The organism is Mesorhizobium sp. M0207 (genome assembly GCF_040321995.1).
In the GTDB taxonomy this organism is placed as follows: domain Bacteria; phylum Pseudomonadota; class Alphaproteobacteria; order Rhizobiales; family Rhizobiaceae; genus Mesorhizobium.
This window is the reverse complement of record NZ_JAMYSQ010000034.1, coordinates 1-19,095: the sequence shown is the minus strand read 5'-3', so window position 1 is coordinate 19,095 and position 19,095 is coordinate 1. Positions and strand designations below refer to the sequence as shown.

Sequence of the window (19,095 nt, the reverse complement as noted above, 5' to 3'; positions counted from 1 at the left end):
GCACCCGACGATCCCGACTGGGCATGCCGCCTCGGTGATCAGGAACCGCCGTGCGCGCCAAAACCTCAAAGCCGCTCGACTAGTCCCAGAAATAGTCAGCGGGCAGGCATTGACTCTTCCGCAGCGGAAGGTCTCTGATGCTGCATTGCACAATGGGGTGGCGGAATCGATGGCGGTGCGTATCAGGATGCCTGGCGGCACACTGAAGGTGAAGGTGTACCGCGAATTGCGCGACCGCGAACGCGCCCGCCGCATACCCGTCGTCAAGATCGGCCGGATCTATTTCACCTGGTGGTCGAACCGCCAGCGCCTGGTTGACGATCAGTCGCCAGGGTGACGCATGAATTTTTCGGCTGCCATGCGCCTGGGAAAGCCCGCCCCAACCTCCGCCGGCCAGTTTGCAAAATAAGTTGATGAGGCTGCTGTTGACTCTCCCGTAACGGAAGGTCTCTACTTACCGCATTGCACGAAAATTGCTGCGTTGCACAACGGGAGTTGAACCGATGGCAGTGCGTATCAGGTTGCCTGGCGGCACTCTGAAGATGAAGACCTATCGTGAGTTGCGGGCCAGGGAACGCGACCGCCGCGTGCCTGTGATGAAGATGGGCTCGCTGTATTTTGTCTGGTGGTCGAAAAGCCAGGACCCGCACCAGAAGCCGCAGGACAGCAGACGGTAGCTGCTCCGCCCGCGGCAGGTCCGCGTCGGCGATGACCCTGACAATTCCGAAATACCGCCAAGTTGTAGGATTTCTGGTCGGCCTGCTGTGCCATTGTTGGTGCGCACAGCATCCCGAGCGGCCCTCGCAGAGCAATTCTTCTGACGAACTTTTCGGCGATTTTCAAATGGCCTCCAGACTGGCGGACACGCGCGTTTGCAAGCTTGCAAACCGCCGCCGCTTGTCGCAATAGCTAGGCCGTGAGGAGTCGCATGGATGATGGAGACTGACCTGCTTATTGCGAACAGCCAACTTCGGCTGTCGGTTCAGTTAGCCGAAGGGCAACTAATCCCACCCATAATCCTTGATACTGACCTCGAAGACGCGGCGCCGGCATTCTTCGAAGGGGTACACCAACATTGGAAGCATTTCAGATTCTTTGAGCAATCGCAGCCTTTCGCTGAGAGGTTGTCCAAGCCGCACTTCGACCGTAACTGATATGCCATTCGTTCCATCATTCCTCTACCGCCTAGCCGGCATCAACTCCGGTCCCGCGACGAAGCTAAGTTTGCGGAGCGTCCGCAGTTTGCGGCGAGGCAAGCATGCGATCGGCGAAGAATGCATCATCAACGGCGTCTTTTCCTTCGATCGCGCTGATGCAAAGATCACCGTGGGAAAAAGATCCTATATCGGCAAGAGCCACCTCGTCGCAGCTGAGAGGATCGAAATCGGGGATGACGTGATCATTAGTTGGGGTACCACAGTCGTCGATCACAACTCACACGCGACGGGTTGGCAAAGCCGCAAGGAAGATATCGCCGACTGGCATCAGAGAAAAAAGGACTGGTCAAAGATCACCATTGCGCCAGTGAAGATTGAAGACAGCGTCTTTATCGGCTTCAACGTCATCATTCTCAAGGGCGTAACGATCGGCAAGGGATCGGTCGTTGGTGCGGGGTCTGTCGTCACAAAAGACGTGCCGCCCTTTAGTATGGTTGGCGGTAATCCTGCAAAGCAAATCGGCGGCGCTGCCGCTAGATCAGCGACTTAAGCACAGAGCTCCGGCCATGTAGGCCATGCTGCGCATCGCCATCTTGGGTGCAAACCTGAGAAATTCGGTCCGCAGTCTGTGTTTTACCCATCCTTTTTTTTCGCCAGCCAGGTGCTGTTCATAGGCGAGGTCGTGCGCAAAAACCTTTAGCCGTTCGACCTTCAGCCCGGACGTTTTGAGAAGGTTTTCAAACGTTTGGGTTGTGTAGAAGTTGATATGCCCATACGGCCCTGACATCCGAATGGCCTTGCTGAGATCTCGCGTATGCTCCAAAGGCACTTCGATATACAGCTTCTTGCAGACCCGAGCCGCCTCCCTGAGAAACATCCGTTCGTGTTCGACGTGTTCGACGACGTGAATGGCAAGCCCGAGATCGAACGACTTGTCGGGATGAGGGATGTGATAGCCGTCGAATACGTCGATGCTGGCCAGTTTGGCGATTTTTCTTGCCTTGATAGCCTCGACGCCGCTCTTCGAAATCTCGACGGCGCCAAGCTTCTTACCGAGCCCCTTCCTGTTCAGCTTATCCAGCACCGCACCTTCGCCCGCCCCGATGTCAAGAATCCTGTCGAAGAACTGGCCTTGAATGATCGCTTCGATGTGCCCGACCGACTGGTTCGAAGCTATGTCCCGTTTTGCGGCTACTTTTCCATCGGCGTAATAGTCATCATAGATGTCGATGATGCTGCCGGCATGCGCCATGGGACAATCCTCCAAGGATAGCCCCCGCCGACCTCATCCTGCCATTGCCTGCGAACGGCGTCCAGCGTCGACTACGGCGCCGCCTGCCCAGACCTCAATGAGACCCTCAATGTCGCCGTCAGGAACCGGGATTTCGCGGCTGCGTGCCGATTTCGCCCTTGTGCTGAATAGCAGATGGCATTGGGCTATCCCCGCTCCGCAACTTGTTCGATGAAGCGCAGCGCATTGCCGTCATGGCCGGCATCGTTGAAATGCAACCCCTCTTGGTAGTTCCCAGAGTTGATGTAATCGAAGCCGTCGATCGGGATGGTCAGCACGTTCCGGGACCTGTAGGTCTGTCGGATTGCGCCGAGAGCGGCGTCATAAGTTCGGCCGCCGGTGTAGCTTGCATCCCATGCCGCCGAAGGCCGCGTCGGCGGCATGACAAGGATACGCGGTGCAGCGGCCGCTTCCAGCGCGTTGATGATTGTTGCGATGTTTGCCGATATCGTGGCTGGCGGCGTGCCAAAGCTGTCATTGATGCCGAGCGCCAGGATGGGCACGATCTTGCCGCCGGCGTAGCCGCATTGAGCGGCGGCCGATGTAAGACGCGCAGTGTTGAATGACGAGAAGGCATAGCTGCCGTGTGCCGCGCGCAAGGTGCGCAGGCGCGGACGCGAGCCGGCCGCCTTGACGCCAAGCCTGATGAGCCCGGTAATCTCGACAGGACCGCCGACAGCCGTAAGAGTGTAATTGCCGCTTGCCGCTTGCCGCCTGCGCGGTGAGCGACGGCCCCGAATATCGGTCAAGCGCCAGGGCGCCGGCGCAATTGACGGTTTTATAGGCCGCGCCGCCGTCGAAGGCAAAGGCAAGTGAGCCCTGGGCTGCGTCCTGGGTGTAGTGGACGTCGACCTGTTCATAGGCGCCGGTGAACGACAGGGTCGCGCCGGCCGCTAGGATGATGCTCTCGCCGATCGGCCCGCGCGACCCTGTCGACACGCTGCCGGCGACAGTGACGCCATAGAAGGTCGGAACGTAGGTAGAGCTTGGCCGCAAAGCAGTCATGCCCGGTTCATCGTCGGCAATGCCGATATTGGCAAAGCGGGTAACCAGGTTGAACCAGTGTTTCGGCCCGTCGCTGGCAAGTGCCCAAAGGCCGATGCTATCGGCGATCAGGCAGAACACATCGTTGTTGGCAATATGTTCGGCCATCTTCGCGCGAAAGCCGTCATAAAGATTTTGCAGCGACGGCTGGCGCGGAATGAAGAAGCGCTTACCGTTGACGGCCGGCTTGCCAGGTCCCCAAAAACCGTCGCCAGATGCAGGAATGGCCGTCAAAGCGAAATTCCCAGGCGGCACATAGGGATTAGGATGAGCGGCGGTCGCCGACGCAAACAGCGCGGTCGCATCAACGACGCCATTCGGATCTGCGCCAGCCAGCAGATTCATGCCGTCATTACCGCCGCCCCGGGTCAAGGCGCGGTCGGCATCGGCGAGCAGACCGGTTTTGATCGTAAAGCGAAGCTCATATCGATGCTGGGCGGACGATGCTACGGTCGCGCCAAGCGACAGTGCGCCTGCCTTGATCCATGCCGGGATGCCTTGCGGGTTGACGCTGTTTTGAAACTTGTAGGCGCCGCCGCTGATCGCCGGAAATTTGCCGGCTGGGATTGGGATACCCAGCGGAATATGGGCGACCCCGTTGATCAGCGTCACCGCATATGTGCTTAGGACGTTGACCACCAACCCGCCGAGATAGTCCACTACATGAACGAGCGCAGCGCCGGCGCCAGCGCCAGCGCCAACTTCGACCGCTGTAATATAGCCGTCGGCCGGCGCTGGCGTCTGCATGATGACGCTGTAGCTGCCCGGAACGTCCGACCCGGTGTTGACCAGCGCCGGCCAGCCGATTTCCTGGCTAATGCCGACAGCGGAAACGAGACCGTTTGCCGTGGAATAGGCAGCGCGCGCCTTGACGGCGACTTCGCCGGTGAAGGTCGCCTTCCACTGCGGGCCATTTGCCGCGCCTATGGTCTTGGCAGTATGCGAGGTCGGTACCACCGCTGTGAACCACTCGACTCCACCGTTCGGAATTGCCCCGGCAGTATAGTACCAGCTGCCAACTCCAGTGCGCTGGACGCCCATGACGCTCCCGGCCGGCTTCAGAATCGCGAGTCCCGAAACAACTGACGACGGGCCGGCTGGAACGGATATCGTTTGCTCGGAAACAAGGCTAAGCGTCCCGTCGCCCTCGAGGTGGGCGAAGACAATATGGGCTGTCCCTGGCACGGCGCCGAATCCAAGCTCCAAGGTCGAGAGATATTCATCGGCCGCAGACACCGATCCAGGCCAGAAATAGACGCTGTCGTTGGTAATCAGCGTGCCGCCGACAGAACCAGTGATCGGAACCGGCCCAATCGCCCGCGAGCTGATCAGGGCAATTTCCGCCGGTGACGCACGAATACCCGTATCGACGGCAATCGGGCCTGTCCCGACGCTGTGAAGCCCCACAATGCCGGCGCTGACCTCCGTCCAGAAATACTCGCCGACATCGACATTCCTGCCCAGCACCGCCGCTGCGGCGGCGCCGGCGAGCCCTGCCGACGCCGCAAAACTGAACGTCGGCGCCACTGTGTAGGAGCCCGGCGCCGTGATCAGTATCTGCGTCAGCGCCCCGCCCGCCACCACGAAGCGGCCGGCGGCGCCCGAACCGGTCCCGCCGGTAAACGCCAGGTCGAACGTGCCGTTGGCGCCGCCGGAGCCGGCGGTGATCGCACCGTTGCCGGCGACGCCGAAGCCGATTGCCGCCGCCGTCGTCGGGAAAATGCCCTTGCCGTAGAGCGAAGCGTCGCGTGCAGCCTGGGCGCTAATGACGGCCGCTGCGGCGGCGACGGCATCGGAATTGGTCGCAGCCCGGTCGGCAGCGGTTTGTCCGGCATTCGCGGCGGAAGCGGCGGCACTGTCGGATGCCTGGCCGGCGCTGGCTGCGGCAGCACCCTTCAAGGCCTGGGTTTCATCGCGCAGCGCTTCGACCTCTTCGACCACATCGGCGATGTCGGGCGGAACGGATGCGGCGATGGTGATGGCATCGGCGCCGATGGCCGGCTCGTCGGCCGTGAACTCGAACACGCGGTCGGCGTTGACCGACCCGACCTGGGTGTGAACGGTCGTGCCCTTCTGCAGGGTGCGCGTAGAACGGGCGTCGGCGGCGCGGAACCAGTCGCCTTCGCTCGCCGTGTAGATGCCGTTCTGCGTCGGGTCGGCCTGGTCCTTAACCAGCACGCGGTCGCCGATTTCGGCCGGCACGCCGTCGATGGCCTGCAGGCCGTGCAGGAGGATGTCGGCCGTGGTTGCGAGGCGCACGGGTTCGCGTTCGCCGGTCAGGAGACGAACGGCGGCAGTTGCAGGTCGGGACATGAGGGCTTGCTCCATAAAAAAAGCCCCGCATAAGCGAGGCTGGGAGGGGGTTCGGTGCTGTCGGTGGGAGACTTAAGCTACGCGGCCGGACACCGCGCTATCCGGCGCAGCCGGCGATTTACATTTTCCGGACGGAGAGCGGCAACGCGGTCGAGACTACAGCAGCCCGCCAATGAGCCTTCTTGTGCCCCTCATGGCCACCAGCCCGCAGGCCATGCCGGCGCAGTCGGCGACCCAGTCGAGGATATCCATATCGCGCGCGATCAGCTGCGCGCCCTGAAGCAGCTCGATCGCCGCGCCGGTGATGGCGAGGAGCACGACCAGCCTCGTCTTGTGTTCCGGCCAGCCGAGGCTTCCGAGCGCCGCCAGCACAGCGAACGCCGCGGCGTGGTTGAGCTTGTCATGGTGGAAGGTGAAGCCCATGTCCAACTCCTGCAGGAAGCGCACCGGCGAAAGCGCGAGCAGGAGGACGCCGGCCAAGGTAAGCAGAAAAGCGATCCTTGCCATGGTCGGAAAAGTGTCTGTGCGCAACAGGTCAATCCTTCATCTTAAACAGGAGGCGATCCAGGAGGCACCGCCAACTGACCGCCCGGCGGTTAGCAGGCCATAAGCCAGCATCGTGACCACAATCAGACCGCCGGCACGTTGCCATCGCCGGCGGGGCGTACTCACCGGTGATCGCGCCAGCACTGATCTTGGTCGAGCCGTGCATCACTTTGGGAGCAACGGAAGCACGTTCTCGTCAAGAAACTTCAGACGGCTGCCCAACATTTCGGCGTAGGCAGGGGTCGCCGGCACGTTGACGGGGATAATGTCCGCGACCGACTTTCCCTCTCGCGCGGCTTCGACCCACTCTTCCATGGCGCCTATCTAACCGTCCAGGGCAACATGGGGTGGACGCTGTCTAGATTCGGAGCGGCGTCATTCATGTTGTTCGCCTTCTGCTTTTGCCATCTTCTATTAGCCCAGCGCGCATAATCTCCAGCATCGCTGTGACGCTGTATATGATCGGCCCTGGTAGGGGTAGTATGTTTTGATACATGATCTGCCCCACCGTCGTCTCATCTCGAACATTAGCCTATAATCCTTGCGCACGCCAAAACCGTCGTGACTCGTCTATGCGTTCACTTCCAACCGGACCAAAGCGGAAGTAAACTCCGCTACCATTCAGAATGTGTTTAGGTGATTTTGTCGCGCTTCCATGGCGAAGACTTTGTATCGCGCCACGCACGCCAGCCTAACGGCAAATCCGCCAACTGTGCAACAGTTCCATCAAGCTCGACCACCTCGACCAAGGCCACTAAAATTAGGTCATCTTGATCAACTTCAGCTTCATTTCCGTAGAATTGCCACGACTCATTATCGTCGCCGTCATCATCATGTGACACATACGCAATCCAGCCGCCCCCCCTAAATATCTTCCGAGTCGAAATAACGGCTGTGTTTTTTGGGTTTTCGAACTTCCATTCGGTCATATGCCACCTATTTGTTCGATTTTTCTATATTCTCAAACCCAGCCGTAAGACGAAGATTTTTATAGCTATTTGATCGTGACGATTTTGTCTTGCCAGCGGGATTAACCGGATCTATGTGATCGATATGAGCTTCATTTTTTGGAGGGGTTACGCCTCTTTTGCTTTTCTTTGCTGGAATTATTTCTATACCACTCTCATCCGATCTCAAAATTCCATCATTCACCCTTTTATTTTCCTCGAAAATAGCTATCCTCTGCTTCTTTGTTGGATCCTTGCCGGACGCAACGTTGGGAGGATCTTCCAAATGCGTATAGGGCCTCCTTATTTCTCGGGCCTTGCCGGTCGAGATCGGAATCTCTTCTGCATTGACAGAAACCGGGGGAGCCCCACTATCCAGTACGATATCAGGTTTAGCATTCGCAGAACGCCCGGCAAGCCTTGCCAACACCTGGCTGCCAACGGCACTGAGCCCTTCGGCAAGGACATTGCCGCCCGCCCCCCAAAGCGCGCCGTTGGCAATTCCCCAGGGGACGCTCTGTCCTGTGTTGAAGGCGTATGCCCCGCCATAAGTGCCACCCGCCACACCCCCGACGCCAGTTCGGGCAGCAAGACCGATCAAGCCGTTCTCTGCCGCCGCGCCAACGCTTGCCCGGCCCAGCAAACCGAACAAACTCTCCGCCAGGCCATATCCGCTTAAGCCGGTGCCGAGGGCTTCCGCCGCCCAACCGGCCGAGCCGGCCCGGTCCTCGGCGTCCTCGGTCTTGGCCTGTTCATCTTCGAGGAGGTGCTGGTAGTTTCCTCCCGACCAAACGGAGTCCAGCCCGGCGGAGATCGCATCCGCACCGCCGGCGGCCGCGCCCTTAGCCGTGAGGCGGCCGACATCCGAGAACGCCAAGCCGAATTGCTGTAGCCACGGCATGGCGCTGTACTGGGCTTGGGCCGGATGTTCCCCGATCCACGCCAGCCCGTTCTTGAGCACCGCAACCTGGGCTTCCAACGACTCTGGCGCGACGTTCGGATCTTGGGCGGCCTCGGCTCGCCACTGGGCTTCCGCCGCCACAGAAATCTGTTGGGTTGTCGCCTTGCGGGCATCAGGATCGCGAACCGCCAGGACGATCGAACTCAATTTGGCAAGGCGCTTTTCGAACGGCACACCTTGGTCAATGTATTTCGCCGCCTGCTGGCCAGCTACGGCCCAGGGCATTGGCAGTATTCGGTCGAAGCCCAACTCCTGCTGAGCAGCGACGGCCCAGGTGACGGCAGCCTTATAATCCTCAGGAGCTGTGATCTTATCCCAGTCCGGAGCATGGTTCGGGAACAGTTGGCCGACGTAACCGGCGGGATCGGCGCGCCTGGCACCCAGCACCAATTGCGCGGCGCCGGCCCTTATCTCATATTGCTCCCGCTCTTCCGGCGAGCCGTAGGGGCCGGGTTCAAAATCCCGAATCTGGGCGTGTATCGCCTGGTTCGGGACGGGTCGCATGTCGAAAACCGCGCGGCCGATATCAGCCGTTATGTCGAAGGCTTGGAGACGCTTGCCGCCATCTTCGGCGCCGTACACGGCAGTGAAGTCTTCGGCACCCGGTGTCTTGCCAGAATAGCTGCCGGTATTGGCAATGGCAGCCGGCGCGTTCTGCAAGGCGATGTCGATGTTCGTGCGCGCATCGACCAGGCTTGCCACAGTCGCTACCTGCGCCTTCTGGCCGAGATCCTGAACCGTGTCCGGCGACAAGTCGGCAATCCAGGGTCCTGCGGCAGCCCAAGCCGTATTTCCGACGGGCCCCACGGAACCCGTGCGGATAGGTGTTTCGTCGGACGGAAGGCCACCTACGGGCGCTTCGCGCGTCGCCAGCACGCTGGACCCACTCGCCCGAGGTCCGCCCACAGCTTCGATGGTATCGTCCTTAGTCCTGCCGTCCGTTGAGACCGGCCCAGTCCCCAGCACCTCCGCAGCGCGCTTCGGGTCCTTGGCGATCATCGCCCGGACAAGCGCCTTTGCCGTGTTGCTGCGCCAGTCGGCCTCGGCCGCCTGGCGGGCCACCGGGTTGCCCATCTTGCCGATCAGCTCGAGCCCGCTCTGCCTGATCGCCTCGAACGTGCCGCTATCGTCCGGGTCGCCCTGCGCGATGGCGCTTGTGTAGCCGTCCTCGACCTTGCTCCACTCGGCCTGCTCATAGTTCTGGCGCCGCGCGTGCTGCTGCGCGGCCATGCGGGCCGAGCCGGCCAGCCGCAATGCCTGCTTTTGGGCGAGGAAATTGGCGCGTTCGCCCTCCGGCACTTTCGCTACGGTGTCGTCGAAGATCTGGTCGAACAGGCCGGGCCTGACGACGCCGTCGCTGCGCGGATCGAGCTGGCCATACATGAAGTCGTGCAGGCCGCTGCCGTCGGCCGGCGCGGTCTGCACCGCCACGGCCTCGGCGTGGGCGATGCGAGCGTTCAGCTCGCGGCCGATAATGTCGGCATCGAACGCGTCCTGCTGCTGCTTCTGTTGCTTGAAGCGCTCGGCAATCGCCGAGAGCTCGTCGCCAAAGCCTTGCATGGCGGCGCCCACCGGCGAGCCGCTGGGATAGGAGGCCACAGTGCCGGTATCGAGCCGGCGCTGGGCAAGCTGGAGCGGGATGGTGGCCATCAGTAGAGGCCTCCACCCGGCGCCGGCGGGAAGGCGCTTCTGCCGAACGTCACCGCCTTGGCCGGGTCGTAGAGGCCGGAGATGCCCGACACGAGACTGCCGCCGGCCTTGAAGATCGAGGCGCCGACCGCCTGCCTGCCGGAAAAGCGCGCGATCGCCGCTTGCGTGGCGAGACCGTTCTGGCGCAGCTGCGAGCCGTACTGGATCGCCTTGAGGTCGAGCTGGCCCTGCCTCGCATTGGCGGCCAGCACCTCGGTCGGCGAACCAGAAATGGCGACACCCGAAGCGCCGGCCTGGGCGCGCGCCTGGGCCTGCAGCAGATCCTGCTTATGGCGCTCCTGGCCCTGCTCGAAGGCCGAGCTTTGGGCGTCGGCCCGCGCCTGCTGTTCATAGGCCTTGGCCTGGTACTCGGCCGTTTGCTTCGACTGCTGGCCTTCCGCCAGCGCGCCGCCGACCGAAAGCGCCGTACCGATAAGAGCTAGTGTGCACATGGTCAGCCTCGTTCGCCGGCGGGAATGAATTTGCTTTTGATGCCGTCGACCGGCGCACCGATCGAAGGCCGCCGGTCGAGCACGCCGCCCGGGCTGAGGAAGGACAAAAGCAGCCGGTCGGCCTGGATCGCCGGGCGGCTGAGACGCGATGGCGCGGCGGCGCGCGGGCCGGCCATGGCAGTGCGCCGGATGGTGGTCAGGTTGACTCTGACCCCGGCAGCGCCGCCGGCATTGAACAGGCCGTTGGCAGCGATGATGGCGCGGCTCAAGGCATCGGCCGCGAACAGCTCCTGGCGCAGCTGTTCGATCAGCCAGTGGATCGTGCGCCAGCGCTCGCCGAGCGCCTCGGCGTTTGTCCTGACCGCGTCACCCCGCGCGGGCGTGGCGGCGACGGCTTCGGCGGGGGGTTCGTCCAGGGGGGCGCCAATGCGGCGCTCGTCCGCGTCCTCGATGGTTTTCTCGATCAGCGCGATTTCAGCGTTGCAGTCGTCCAATGCGGCACGCGCCGCCGTCAAATTGCCGGCGCCGAAGATCGCGTCAAACTTTTCCGTTTCCAGCTCGCCCTTGCGGGCGATCGCATCGTTGAGGTCGGTGTCGAGCAAGGCGCGGATGGCAGCGAAATCGGCAGCCGTCCGCGCCCTGCCGAGGTCTTCGGCATGGGGGAGTTGAGTCACGGGTGGGTTCCTTGGTTGGGGAAGCGATGGAAGACGGAGCGGGTGATCTCCCCCCTCGAGGGGGAGATCAGCAGTTTCTAAGGCTCGGCGTCGAACACCGGTGTCATCGCCCTGATCGTGCAGGGCGTTGGATTGACGTGGCGGATCTTCACCCGCCCCTGCCCTTCCCAGCTATCGTCGATCGGCACCTCGACATTGCCGATGAACAATTTCGCCATGCCGTCGGGTGCAACCACAGACGGAATGCGAACCTGCTCCCAGCGGCCGCGGATGAACGACTGGACCTGAAGCCCGGTTGTGTCGGTTTCCAGCAGCGAAAGAATGAGCTTGGCCACCTTCTTGCGCCGCCCGACGATCGATCCGTCGCGACTGCCGACGTCGAGCTCCAGCGTGTTGGCTTCGGACTGGTAGCCGAGCCCGACCTGCCATTTGGCTGCCGTAGCCCCACCGGGCAGCGAGACCGCGCCAGCGGCCACAGCAAGGCCCTTGTAGACCTTGCCATCGGCCAGGACGTCGGCTGTTTCGCCGTTGAGATGATCAAGCCCCGAGACCGTGCCCACAGCGACGCCGCCATAGGTCAGGCCGCAGTCGACTTCGAATGCATCACCGATCCCGCCATACTCGAACGGCGCAGTCTTTATTTCGATATAGCGCCTGGTCACGCCGCCGATCGTGCGCTTGACGATCAGCCAGAGATCGTCGTTGCCGTCCCGGCCGGGCGTCACCACGGCGCTTTCGACAACGGCCCAGTTCGATCCTGCGAAGCTTCCGGCGATCTGGTGGATGTGCATGCCGCGAACGTCCTGCGACGGCTGGTGCGTGTAGCCGCCGAGCTCGCCATCCCCGAGCGGGAACCACAGCAGCGGATCGGGGTCGGTCTGGAAGGCGAGTTCGACGACGCCTTTCTTGGGAATGTGCTCCGATATCTGACCGACATCGTCGGAGGTGAAGCGGCCGGTGGCGTTTTGCGTCAGCTCGGCGATCGATTTGCGGGAGCGGGTGACATAGAGGAACGACTGCCCCGCATCGACGGGACGCAGCGGGGCACAGCCGAAAGTCCGCGACCGGCGGTTCTTGAACGAGGACGGCGTCAGCGCCTCGTCGATGCCGGAACCCGACAGCGCCCTCACCCCGCCAAGCGTCCCGATGATCAGCGCGCCGTCCGATTCCGCCACCCACGTAATGTCGTTGGCCTGGCCGCCACCTGCCTGCACGAATTCCAGCGCGTCGGTGTCTTTCTCACCGGTGGCGAAGTTGTCGAAATCGCCGGTTTGCGAGGCATAGACCGAGAATTTTCGGCTGAACGCCAGACGCTCCTCGTAAAGCGAACCGCTCTGGACATACTTGCCGGGCACGAACGTGCCGAGACGCCAGCGAATGATCGGGCTGAGATCGGGCAGAGCATGCCCGTACAACTGGACCGTGACCACCGTCGTGCTGGTCCGGGCAACGACCTTGGCCCAGCGCCAGAAGCCATCCGCGCCAAGCAGACGAATGGCGCGGCCGATATCGCTGGTCTGGAAGCCGATGCCGTCGTTGATGCCGACGATCGAGGAGGCCGAGAGATCGAACGGCGTTTGCGACGGCGCGTATTCGTGCAGGGCCAGTTCGGCGATAGCGGTTCCATCGCTGCCGCCACCTGAAAACAGTAGCTGATAATATTCGTAGGCAACCGTGTTGTTGAAGCCGTCGAAGAAACGGGTTTCCGACTTGGACCAGCCGGTCTCTCCGTCCCGGCTGTCGAGCGTCGTCCAGTCGGTGCCGTTGTGCGAGGCCTGGAATTGCCACTGGGTCGGCGATGCAGTGTCTGAGTGATCATTCGTGGCGGTAATCCAGTAGGCGTCGACCGTCTTGGCCCCGCCGCCGCCGAACTGGTAGCGCAGATACCCGCTCGGAAAGCCCGCTATGTTCTCCCCCTTCTGCTTGTCGCCATCGAACACCTGCCACACGTCGGATGAGCCGTTGCTGTTGCTGACCGTGCCGCTTGGCAGCGTATTCGCGACCATGACCGGCATGGCGTTGCCGGTTGCGGCCGGCGTTAGCGTCGTGGCCGTGGTGTTGATCTTGTCGTATGGGCCGTCGAGAAAGACGAAATCGGCGAGCGTCCAGGTCGTGTGCGCAGTGCGCGTCAGCACTTTGACCGGATGATCCTTGTGGGTGATCCACATCTGGTCTGCCGACTGGACGAATTGCAGGTCGAACAGATCGGCCTCGGGATAAGGCGAAACGACTTCGACCGTGCCGACACGCGCGCCATAGGCATAGACGCGGATGTAGAGATCGCCGAATTCGAGCGCATAGGCCTGGTCGGCCGAGAAGATGAACGGGATCAGCCGTGTCGCCTTTGACGGAGCCTTCACCTGCGCGCAAAAATACGTGCCGCCGCGCTTCCTGATGCCGCCATGCGGCAGCGTGACGAAGTTCGTGCATTTCGACAGCGCCGCCCGGTAGAGGTCGAGCGAGGCGCGAGCATGCAAGCGAGGAGAAATCTCGCCGCGGATGAAGGCATCCTGGATCGGATAGAGCGTGGTCATCGGCCGACGCCCCGGCTGTCGCCGCGCTGGAAAGCCCAGGACGTCGTCGAAAATCTGCCGCCGCGCTGGATGGCATTGGCCGAGTAGGCTGCATCCAGCGCCCTGTCATAGGCGCTGCGTGCGACGTCGATCATGCTGGCCTTGTGGGTCAAGGGATGGGCGATCTTGATGGCGAGCGCCGCCACCAGCACTTCGCTGAACAGCGCGTCCCAGTCGTTGGGGTCGGTCAGATTGGCGACATAGCGGATGATGCGCGGCCCGGCCTGATCGGAATAGACCAACCCGGCCTCCTGCCGCCATGAGAGCGGCACGCCGTCCGGCTCGCCGCTATGGGTCAGCGGCAAGGGCCGCAGGCAATCGGCGGGAAGCTCATAGGCGAAGTTCAGCGTGCCGGCGCCGTTGCCGGTGTCGAAGCCGGCGACCGAGGCCGCCAGGATGGCGAAGACAAAGGCATGCTTGGTCAATTCGGCCTCGCGGGTCAGGTCGAAATGCAGATTGAGCAGGCGCGCCGCCTTGGCGTCCTGGTCGAGGCTGTCGATCGGCGCCTCGTCGAGCACGGCGAGCGCCATGTTGGCGATGTCGAGCGGGGTGATGGCCATGGCTCAGGCCTCTGTCTGTATGGTTGGTCGGAGAAAACGGGGCATGGTGCCTCCACGGCAAAAAGCCGCTTCGAAGCGGCTGGGGATTTTTTGTGATTTGTGGCTTGGGCAGAACGTTTGCACGTCTCGTGCATCGAGCGTCACAACGCCAACCGCCCGTCAGGACACGGGTGGCAGGCGCTGCGTGATCCGTGTCTTTTCCGTTCGAAGCAAGGAAGCAATGCTTCGGCTATTGCGGTTCACGATATTGCCGCGCAACGCGGCGATGTCTTGCATGAATTGTGTCAGCCGATGCGTGCGCCGGTCGAGATCCCTGTTTCAGCTGACGTGGCAAAGACGCTTGCTTTCACCCTTCCGGCACCTCCCGCCAAAGCCAAGCCCCTGTCCAGGGCATCCTGAAGACTTGGCGTGTAGTAGGCGGTGTCTTCCAGGCCGCTGAAGAAGTTTATGCGATGAACTTCCCCCTTCTTACTCATGACAATGCCCGCTTTTCGGAGCACTTCCTGAACTGTTTTGTACTTCATGTTCATGGTGACCTCCCTTACCAAGACAAGGCAGCATCGCCCTTTCTTGTAACTGTTTGGTGCCGTCGATTGAGCGAAAGGCAACATGAATGTTGTAGCGAACGCCAAATTCAGATCACTCCGACGCAGCGCAGCGGTTGAACTTGCGGTTCGCCACGGTGGCCGACCTGGCGTCCAGAAGGGGCGGGACGTCTGACGCCCGCCCCTTCGCCCGATCAGGCCTCGGTCGTCTTCAGTGCGATGAACGTCATGTGCTTGACGCTCGACGCCGTGCGGTCCCAGTTTGCCGCCAGTGCCAGCTCGGCATCGGTGGCGAATTCGCCGGCCGAGGACGCATCGAGGAAGCGGGTGCCCGGCACATGCGGCACGAAATGCCGGCGGCCGACCATTTCGGTGACACCACCGCCATGGCCCTGCCGCGGCTTGCGGTCGAACTCGAGCGGCCCGCCTTCGGTGTTGACCGGCAGCTCGTTCCACAGGATCGCCTTGTCCTTGAACATGAACGCCGTGTAGACGCCGCCGGCAACCGGAATGTCGTCGTCGACGACGGCCCTGAGCCCCATGTAATAGGGGATCAGCGGCCCGCCCTGCTCGGACGATGGCACATAGTCGATGAGGTCGGCGAGCTTCAGCGCCTTCATCTGCTTCGAATGCATCCAGATCGTCTTGAACTTGTCGGCGCGGTCGCCCATCAGATAGGCGGCCTCGATGATGTCGGTGTCGACGATGGAGGCGCCGGTGACGCGCACCAGGTCACTGCCGTCATTGGCGATGTTGTCGGCCAGCACGCCTTTCAGTATGCCCAGCAGCGTCAGCTTGTTGGCGCGCTGCCAGTAGTCGGTCTGGCGGCGCACGATAAGCTTCTGCGGATCGTCGCCGGCAAGGATCGAGGTCAGATCCGGGATGCCCCAGGCCTGCGCACGCACATTGCGGGCCGCGACTTCGCGGCGCGCACCGATCTTCTTCATCTCGATCGAGTCGGCCGGGTCGTCATTGACCGGCTCGGACGGATCGTTGCCGAGGTCCTTCCAGCCGGGCATGTCGACGGAACGTCCGCCCAGGCTGAGCTTCGAGGCGATCGACGGGTCGGAAAACAGGATCCCGGCCTGGTAAATCTCCAGCGACTGGACGTGCTCCTCGAACGAGTATTGCGCATAGACGGACGGAACGATCGCGTCCGCGATACGGGTATAGGCGTCTGCCATTTTTGTCTTCCTTCAGGTTTGGGTTAAAGAGGATTGTTGGGCATCCACAGGTCGGGATTTTCGCCGGCCTCGCGTGCCAGCCGCCGGGCGCGGGCGGGGTCGCTTTTGACGAGCGCCGAGATGCCAGTCAGGTTGCGCTCGCCGGCGGCATTGCGCTTGAAGGGATTGCCTCCGCTCAAGGCAGCATTGCCGTCGATCGTGTCTTCGCGGAACATCGCCTCGCCGATGGCGTGGAACGCCTTGGCGATCTGCGGGTCGGTCAAGGCGCCGTCCGGCAGAAGGATACCCTTCGCCTTGTAGGCATTGACCAGTCCGAGCTTTTTCATCGCCCGGTTGGCGACCTCGAGCTTCTGGCGAAAGCCATCGCTGCCGGTCGGTCCCCAATCCCTGACGAGGTCGTCATGCGTCGTCTCGACCGAGCGGGCAAGGGCGATCTGCTGTGCCTTGGCCTGCTCGGCCATGTAGCCGACGAAGCGGTCGTGATAGGCCTGTGCGACCTTCGGGGTAGCACCTGCCTCGACCGCCCAGGCCTTGGACGCATTGGCGAGCTCGTCCGAATAGGCGAAGTTTTCGGGGAGCCCGTCGGGGCGCCGGTACTCGACCTTCTCGGGTGAGGTCAGCGGACGCATCGCCTCGGGCAGCCGGGCATGGAACCTGTCCCAGTCTTCCGCGGCTGCATCGGCTGCCGGAACGCGCAGGCTCTCGCCCTGCTGCCGCTCCAGCTCCGCATAGGAGGCGAAGACCCGATCGAGGCTTTCAGGCTTGGTCCAGCCCTTGGTTTCAGCAAGCTTGCGGTTGCCTTCGGAAAGACCGTCAAACCAACTTTTGGCCGCAGGCGGGGCGGACCCGTTGTCCCCGTTGGCCGGTGGCCGTGCAAGGTTGCCCGCCGGTGGCGCCGCCACCACGGACCCGGCGTCTGCCAGATCTGTCATGAGAAGATTCCTTTTGTTGACGTTTCAGAGGAGAGCCGATGGCGACGCTTGGTATCTCCCCCCTCGAGGGGGAGATGGCCGGCAGGCTAGAGGGGGTAGCCGCGCGTGGAGCGCCGACCTCATCTGTCGCCGGGCGTCGCGCCCGGTCGAACCGACCCCCTCTGTCGCCTTCGGCGACATCTCCCCCTCAAGGGGGGAGATTAGCGCCTCAGGCATTGTCGCCCCAGTTCTCCCAGAGCAGCGTGATCGTGCCCGTAACGGCAATCGTGCCGTCGGCATCGATGTCGGTGCCGATGGCAAACGCCAGGTTGAGATAGAGGTCGACCGGCGTCACGGTGCCGTCGAGCGTCTGCGCGGCGGCGACATCGGCAACCGACGCGCTCGACAGGGCGGCACCGGCGCCATCCAGCGTGCGGCCGGTCGCCGCCAGCACATTGATCATCGTCAAGGCGAGCGCTGGGGTCGACGCTGCCGTCGAGCCGAGCGACCAGGTCAGCGCGGCATTGTCGTTGATGGTCGACGCGCGGGTAGTCAGCACCGCGAACTGCAGCCGGGCCGTACCGCCCCTGATGCGGATCTTGCCATCGATGAAATCGAACAGCTTCTGGCTGGCATAGGCCAGTGCATCGGTGACCGGCACCGGCATGGCATTGAAGGAGAAGACGGTGCGGTAGGCGCCGCCCTGTCCGGTCGTCCTGGCGGTGAGCCCCGCCTTGGGCGGGGCAAGGCCGGCTTCTCTGGCGGCGGCACGCGAAAGCGTCCGGGCAAGACCTCGGGTCATTTGATTTCTCCATTTTTGGGATTTTTCGGGGATTGAAAAAGGCAGCGATTGGACCGCCGCACGCAAACTGCGGCAAATCCTCATGGACATTTGGGCCAGCCGTGTGTATTTATACACAACATGAAGGGCGCCGATGTCATCCACAGGCTGTTGGCGGATGGCTGGTACGAAGTGGCTCGAAAAGGAAGTCACGCCCAGTTCAAGCACAAATCCAAGCCGGGCCGGGTGACAGTTCCGCATCCCAAGCGCGACATCCCGATCGGCACTCTCAAGAGTATTGAAGAACAATCCGGCGTGAAGCTGAGGTAGAGAAATGCGGAACTATATCGGATTGATCCACAAGCAAGCGGACAGCGACTTCGGCGTCTCCTTTCCCGATTTTCCGGGCCTGGTGACAGCCGGCGTCAACCTGGATGATGCCCGTGCCATGGCCGGGGAAGCACTGGCCTTTCATGTCGAGGGGCTGGTCGAGGATGGCGAGGCCATTCCCGAACCGTCATCCCTGGAGGAAGTGATGTCGGATAAGGACAATCTGAGCGGTGTCGCCATCCTGGTTCCCTTGAAAGCTGAAGCTGCGAAGGTCGTGCGTGTCAATGTCACCATTCCGGAAGATGTCCTCGATCAGATTGACCGATATGCGGAGCGCCACGGCTACAGCCGATCCGGATTTCTGGCCGCTGCGGCGAAAAAGGTAATGCAGATCGAGGCAGCGTAGCGCTCTCGAAGGTCGACTGGAGATGAAGCTCTTTGGGTCTTGTTCGGTTACTTTCTTTGCGGATCAGGCTGTCAGACAAAAACAACCATGTCTTATTTCGTGAGGCACGGTGCCTATGTTCCGCCGCAAATGCGACCGCACTTGGCAAAATCGCCCCGTGTATTAGCTCATAGGTTTCAAGGGAGTACCAGACGATGACCATGTCCAGAGCCATTGCCGCCATGCTGGTGACCGCCGCATTGGCAGGCTGTGCGCAGACCGAAGCACAGCAGAGAACCAGCACTGGCGCGCTGCTCGGCGCCGGCGCCGGCGCGCTTGCCGGCCAGGCGATCGGCGGCAACACCAAGAGCACGGTCATCGGTGCCGGAGCCGGCGCCTTGCTGGGCGCCGTCGTCGGCAACGCCACCACGCCGCAGCCGCGCAGCGAACAGCTTTGCCGCTATCAGGATCGCACCAGCGGCCGCATCTACACCGCCCCCTGCGACGACCGCTATTACAACGGCGATTATTGAGTGGTTCTATGGGGAGAAAGCTCTGAAATGCCGGCTCCGCCCCTCACCTGCCCGCCGGTATCCTCTCCCCGTAGAACGGGGAGAGGGCGCAGCGTCAGTCTCGCGCATCCGTTTCCCGTACGCATCCGGTGAAGACCGCAGACGTGCGCATCCGGCAGCCAGGAGAACCTGAGCACCGGAGTGCTGGGGTCAAGCTTTCTTTGGGGAGACGCGATGATA

At 62.2% G+C, this 19,095-nt stretch carries 20 protein-coding genes; 6 read left to right on the top strand and 14 right to left on the bottom strand.

Annotated elements, in window-relative coordinates; all coding sequences use genetic code 11:
* Positions 1-169 precede the first annotated feature (169 nt).
* The 3 genes from NKJ15_RS29510 to NKJ15_RS29500 all read left to right on the top strand — a co-directional run bounded on the left by NKJ15_RS29510 (position 170) and on the right by NKJ15_RS29500 (position 1,707).
* A complete protein-coding gene (locus NKJ15_RS29510) occupies positions 170-337 on the top strand; it encodes a hypothetical protein (RefSeq protein WP_352458144.1) in 168 nt (55 codons plus the stop codon).
* A 166-nt stretch (positions 338-503) separates the two neighbouring features.
* On the top strand, positions 504-677 hold the full coding sequence (locus tag NKJ15_RS29505; protein ID WP_352452704.1) for a hypothetical protein: 174 nt from the start codon (positions 504-506) through the stop codon (positions 675-677).
* 478 nt (positions 678-1,155) lie between these two features.
* Positions 1,156-1,707 carry an acyltransferase gene (locus NKJ15_RS29500; protein ID WP_352819316.1) on the top strand — a complete coding sequence of 184 codons (552 nt, stop codon included), beginning with the start codon at positions 1,156-1,158 and terminating at the stop codon, positions 1,705-1,707.
* Here the strand turns inward: NKJ15_RS29500 and NKJ15_RS29495 are convergent.
* The 14 genes from NKJ15_RS29495 to NKJ15_RS29430 form a co-directional block, all read right to left on the bottom strand.
* Positions 1,696-2,409: a class I SAM-dependent methyltransferase gene (locus NKJ15_RS29495; protein ID WP_352819314.1), complete on the bottom strand. Its 714-nt coding sequence runs from the start codon at positions 2,407-2,409 to the stop codon at positions 1,696-1,698. The two genes, NKJ15_RS29500 and NKJ15_RS29495, sit on opposite strands and share 12 nt — an antisense overlap.
* 185 nt (positions 2,410-2,594) lie before the next feature.
* Positions 2,595-2,951 carry an SGNH/GDSL hydrolase family protein gene (locus NKJ15_RS29490; RefSeq protein ID WP_352819312.1) on the bottom strand — a complete coding sequence of 119 codons (357 nt, stop codon included), beginning with the start codon at positions 2,949-2,951 and terminating at the stop codon, positions 2,595-2,597.
* Entirely contained in the window at positions 2,923-5,805 is a 2,883-nt protein-coding gene (locus tag NKJ15_RS29485) for a hypothetical protein (protein ID WP_352819311.1), read from the bottom strand. The genes NKJ15_RS29490 and NKJ15_RS29485 overlap by 29 nt, the downstream gene beginning before the upstream one ends.
* A 156-nt stretch (positions 5,806-5,961) precedes the next feature.
* Positions 5,962-6,336 carry a hypothetical protein gene (locus NKJ15_RS29480; RefSeq protein WP_352770684.1) on the bottom strand — a complete coding sequence of 125 codons (375 nt, stop codon included), beginning with the start codon at positions 6,334-6,336 and terminating at the stop codon, positions 5,962-5,964.
* 647 nt (positions 6,337-6,983) lie between these two features.
* Positions 6,984-7,280, bottom strand: coding sequence for a hypothetical protein (locus NKJ15_RS29475; protein WP_352472061.1), 297 nt, complete (start codon positions 7,278-7,280; stop codon positions 6,984-6,986).
* A 7-nt stretch (positions 7,281-7,287) separates the two neighbouring features.
* Positions 7,288-9,909 carry a hypothetical protein gene (locus tag NKJ15_RS29470; RefSeq protein ID WP_352819309.1) on the bottom strand — a complete coding sequence of 874 codons (2,622 nt, stop codon included), beginning with the start codon at positions 9,907-9,909 and terminating at the stop codon, positions 7,288-7,290.
* Positions 9,909-10,400, bottom strand: a complete 492-nt coding sequence (locus NKJ15_RS29465; protein ID WP_352819307.1) for a hypothetical protein — start codon at positions 10,398-10,400, stop codon at positions 9,909-9,911. The genes NKJ15_RS29470 and NKJ15_RS29465 overlap by 1 nt, the downstream gene beginning before the upstream one ends.
* A gap of 2 nt (positions 10,401-10,402) precedes the next feature.
* A complete protein-coding gene (locus tag NKJ15_RS29460) occupies positions 10,403-11,074 on the bottom strand; it encodes a hypothetical protein (RefSeq protein ID WP_352819306.1) in 672 nt (223 codons plus the stop codon).
* Positions 11,075-11,151: 77 nt separating this feature from the next.
* Positions 11,152-13,608, bottom strand: coding sequence for a phage tail protein (locus tag NKJ15_RS29455; protein WP_352819304.1), 2,457 nt, complete (start codon positions 13,606-13,608; stop codon positions 11,152-11,154).
* Positions 13,605-14,207, bottom strand: coding sequence for a phage connector family protein (locus NKJ15_RS29450; RefSeq protein WP_352819302.1), 603 nt, complete (start codon positions 14,205-14,207; stop codon positions 13,605-13,607). The genes NKJ15_RS29455 and NKJ15_RS29450 overlap by 4 nt, the downstream gene beginning before the upstream one ends.
* 284 nt (positions 14,208-14,491) lie before the next feature.
* Entirely contained in the window at positions 14,492-14,737 is a 246-nt protein-coding gene (locus tag NKJ15_RS29445; protein WP_352472067.1) for a hypothetical protein, read from the bottom strand.
* 209 nt (positions 14,738-14,946) lie between these two features.
* A complete protein-coding gene (locus NKJ15_RS29440) occupies positions 14,947-15,936 on the bottom strand; it encodes a Coat protein (RefSeq protein ID WP_352755556.1) in 990 nt (329 codons plus the stop codon).
* 23 nt (positions 15,937-15,959) lie between these two features.
* On the bottom strand, positions 15,960-16,868 hold the full coding sequence (locus NKJ15_RS29435; protein WP_352472070.1) for a hypothetical protein: 909 nt from the start codon (positions 16,866-16,868) through the stop codon (positions 15,960-15,962).
* Between the two features lie 208 nt (positions 16,869-17,076).
* A complete protein-coding gene (locus tag NKJ15_RS29430) occupies positions 17,077-17,649 on the bottom strand; it encodes a hypothetical protein (protein WP_352685218.1) in 573 nt (190 codons plus the stop codon).
* A 120-nt stretch (positions 17,650-17,769) separates the two neighbouring features.
* On the opposite strand from NKJ15_RS29430, the gene NKJ15_RS29425 reads away from it, so the two are divergent.
* From NKJ15_RS29425 to NKJ15_RS29415, 3 genes are all read left to right on the top strand, one after another.
* On the top strand, positions 17,770-17,958 hold the full coding sequence (locus tag NKJ15_RS29425; RefSeq protein WP_352685231.1) for a type II toxin-antitoxin system HicA family toxin: 189 nt from the start codon (positions 17,770-17,772) through the stop codon (positions 17,956-17,958).
* Positions 17,959-17,962: 4 nt separating this feature from the next.
* Complete coding sequence (locus NKJ15_RS29420) at positions 17,963-18,364, top strand: type II toxin-antitoxin system HicB family antitoxin (RefSeq protein WP_352541138.1); 402 nt, start codon at positions 17,963-17,965, stop codon at positions 18,362-18,364.
* 194 nt (positions 18,365-18,558) lie between these two features.
* Complete coding sequence (locus NKJ15_RS29415; protein ID WP_352453776.1) at positions 18,559-18,876, top strand: YMGG-like glycine zipper-containing protein; 318 nt, start codon at positions 18,559-18,561, stop codon at positions 18,874-18,876.
* Positions 18,877-19,095: the final 219 nt, after the last annotated feature.